The 3,529-nt window shown below is 73.2% G+C and carries 1 protein-coding gene; it reads right to left on the reverse strand.

Translation table 11 applies throughout. The features are described 5' to 3' along the window. Positions 1-3,529: type I polyketide synthase (locus tag ACFU74_RS36575; RefSeq protein ID WP_380764450.1), on the reverse strand; the 3,529-nt coding region annotated here is incomplete at both ends.

The raw sequence follows: 3,529 nt of genomic DNA on the forward strand, positions 1-3,529 counted from the left end.
GTTCGAGGTGGGGCGTGTCGGGGACCAGGTGATTTCGTAGAGGGCTCCCTCGGCGGGGCCGCCGGCCGCCAACTGCTCCGGCGAGACCGGACGGCTCACCATGGAGGACACCGACAGGACCGGCTGCCCGGCGGCATCCGCGACCTGGAGCGCCAGGCCGCCGTCGGCCACCCGGGTGAGCCGGGCCCGCACCGCGGAGGATCCGGCGGCGTGCAGCGACACCTCGTTCCAGGCGAACGGGATCGAGGTCTCTCCCGCGCCGTCATTGGTGAGGATGGCCGCGTGCATGACGGCGTCGAGCAGAGCCGGGTGGATGCCGAAGCGCACGGCGTCGTCGCTGACGTCGTCGGGCAGGGCGACGTCGGCGTACAGTTCGTCACCGCGCCGCCACAGCGCCCGGAGCCCCTGGAACACCGGGCCGTAGCCGAATCCGAGCTCGGCGATCCGCTCGTAGGCGCCGTCGACCGGCACCTCTACCGCGCCCGCCGGCGGCCAGGCGCTCAGCTCGAAGCCGCCGCCCGGCAGCGGAGCGCGGCCCAGGAAACCGGAGGCGTGGCGAAGCCAGGCCTGCTCCGGGTCGTCCTCCGGCCGGGAGTGGACGGTGATCGCCCGGCGCCCGGTCGCATCGGGCTCGCCGACCCACACCTGCACCTGGAGCCCGCCCTGCTCGGGCAGGACCAGCGCGGCGGCGAGTGTCAGCTCCTCCAGCACCTCGCAGCCGGTCTCCGCGCCTGCCCGGAGCACCATCTCCACCAGGCCGGCGCCGGGGACCAGCACGGTGTCGTGCACCTGGTGGTCGGCCAGCCAGGGGTGCGACTCCAGCGACAGCCGCCCCGTGAAGAGGTGGCCGTTCCCGTCCGCCAACTCGACGGCGGCGCCCAGCAGCGGGTGCTCGGCCGCCCGCACGCCGACCGCGTTGAGGTCGCCGCTCGCCCGCCGGGCGTTCACCCAGTAGCGCCGGCGCTGGAAGGCGTAGGTCGGCAGATCGACGTGCCGCGCCGGTGCCGGGTCGAAGACGGCCCGCCAGTCCACCGGCGCGCCGGTGGAGTGCAGCCGCCCGAGCGCCGCCCACAGCGTCGCCGTCTCGTCACGGTCCTTGCGCAGCGGGGAGGCCAGCAGCAGTTCGTCCGTCTCCTCGCCGAGGCAGTCCTGTGCCATCCCGGTGAGCACGGCGTCGGGGCCGATCTCCACGAACCGGCTCGCACCGAGTTCCCGCAGCGTCCGCACGCCGTCGGCGAATCGGACGGCTTCCCGGATGTGGCGTGTCCAGTAGTCGGGTGAGCGGAGTTGTTCGTCGGTGGCGAGTGCGCCGGTGAGGTTGGAGACGAGGGGGATGCGGGGTGTGCCGTAGTCGAGGTGTTCGACCGTGGTGCGGAACTCGTCGAGGATCGGGTCCATCAGGGGGGAGTGGAAGGCGTGGGAGACGCGCAGGCGGGTGGTCTTGCGTCCGAGGCCGGCGAAGTGTGCGGTGGTCTCCTGGACCGCGGTGTGTTCGCCGGAGACGACGACGGCGTCGGGGCCGTTGACGGCGGCGATCGAGACGGGGCCGTGGAGTTGTGCGAGGACTTCGTCCTCGGTGGCCTGGAGGGCGGCCATCGCTCCGCCTTCGGGCAGGGCTTGCATGAGTCGGGCGCGTGCCGTGACCAGGGTGCAGGCGTCGGTGAGGGTGAGGACGCCTGCCGCGTGTGCTGCCGCGACTTCGCCGATGGAGTGTCCGGCCAGGTAGTCGGGCCGTACGCCCCAGGATTCCAGGAGGCGGAAGAGTGCCACTTCGACGGCGAACAGGGCGGGTTGGGCCCATTCGGTGCGGTTGAGCTGCTCGGCGTCGTCGCCCCAGACCACCTCGCGGAGGCCGTCGCCCAGTTCGGCGCAGACGGCGTCGAAGGCCGTCGCGAAGGCCTCGAACCGCTCGTACAGCCCGCGTCCCATGCCGAGCCGCTGCGACCCCTGGCCGGAGAAGAGGAAGGCCGTCGGCCGGACGCCGCGGGCAGCGGCCGTGTAGACGTTCGGTGCGCGTCCGCCCTCGGCCAGTGCCCGGAGGCCGGCCAGCAGTTCCTCCCGGTCCGCACCGGTGACGACGGCGCGGCGGTCCAGCGCGGTGCGGGTGACGGCGAGCGCGCGGGCGGTCTCCAGCACGGTCAGTTCCGGCGCGGACTCCACGAAGGACGCCAGACGAGCCGCCTGGGCCCGCAGGGCCACCGGGTCGGCGGCCGAGACCAGCCAGGGCGCCGCACCGGCGGATTCGGCGGGCGCGGACTCCGGCCGCTCCGGGCCCTGTTCGAGCACCACGTGGGCGTTGGTGCCGCTGATCCCGAACGCCGAGACCGCGGATCGGCGCGGTCGTCCGGTCTGCGGCCACGGCGTCTGCTCGGTCAGCAGTTCCACCGAGCCCGCCGACCAGTCGACGTGCGAGGACGGCTGGTCGACGTGCAGGGTGCGCGGCACGACTCCGTGGCGCATCGCCTGCACCATCTTGATGATTCCGGCGACGCCGGCGGCGGCCTGGCTGTGGCCGATGTTGGACTTGATCGAGCCCAGCAGCAGGGGGTGCTCGCGGTCCTGGCCGTAGGTGGCCAGCAGGGCCTGGGCCTCGATCGGGTCGCCCAGCGTGGTGCCGGTGCCGTGCGCCTCCACCACGTCCACCTCGGCCGCGGAGAGCCGGGCCGCCCCCAGGGCGCGGCGGATCACCCGCTGCTGGGAGGGGCCGTTGGGCGCGCTGAACCCGTTGGAGGCGCCGTCCTGGTTGACGGCGGAGCCCTGGATGACCGCCAGTACCCGGTGGCCGTTGCGTTCGGCGTCGGAGAGCCGCTCCAGCGCCAGCATGCCCACACCCTCGGACCAGCCGACACCGTCCGCCGCACCGGCGAAGGACTTGCAGCGGCCGTCCACCGAGAGTCCGCGCTGTCGGCTGAACTCGATGAACATGCCCGGCGTCGCCATCACGGTGACCCCGCCGGTCAGTGCGAGCGAGCACTCGCCGGAGCGCAGTGCCTGGGTCGCGAGGTGCAGGGCCACCAGGGAGGAGGAGCAGGCGGTGTCCACGGTCACCGCAGGGCCCTCCAGGCCCAGGGCGTAGGAGACCCGGCCGGAGACCACGCTGCCGCCACTGGTGCCCGAGGGCGCCACGTTCAGTGCGTAGTCGTGGTACATGACGCCGGCGAAGACGCCGGTCTGGCTGCCCTTCAGGGCGGTCGGGTCGATGCCGGCCCGCTCCAGCGCCTCCCAGGAGGTTTCGAGCAGCAGCCGTTGCTGCGGGTCCATGTAGAGCGCCTCGCGGGGCGAGATGCCGAAGAACGCCGGGTCGAACTCCGCGGCGTCGTGCAGGAAGCTGCCGCGCCGGGTGTAGCTCCTGCCCTCCTGCCCGGGCTCGGGGTCGTAGAGGCCCGCGAGGTCCCAGCCCCGGTCGTCCGGCAGGTCCGAGGTGGTGTCGACTCCGTTGAGGACGAGTTGCCAGAGTTCTTCGGGGGTGGTGATGCCGCCGGGGTAGCGGCAGGCCATGCCGATGATGGCGATGGGTTCGCCGTGGGAG

It is taken from the genome of Kitasatospora sp. NPDC057500 (genome assembly GCF_042802195.1).
Taxonomy (GTDB): Bacteria; Actinomycetota; Actinomycetes; order Streptomycetales; family Streptomycetaceae; genus Kitasatospora.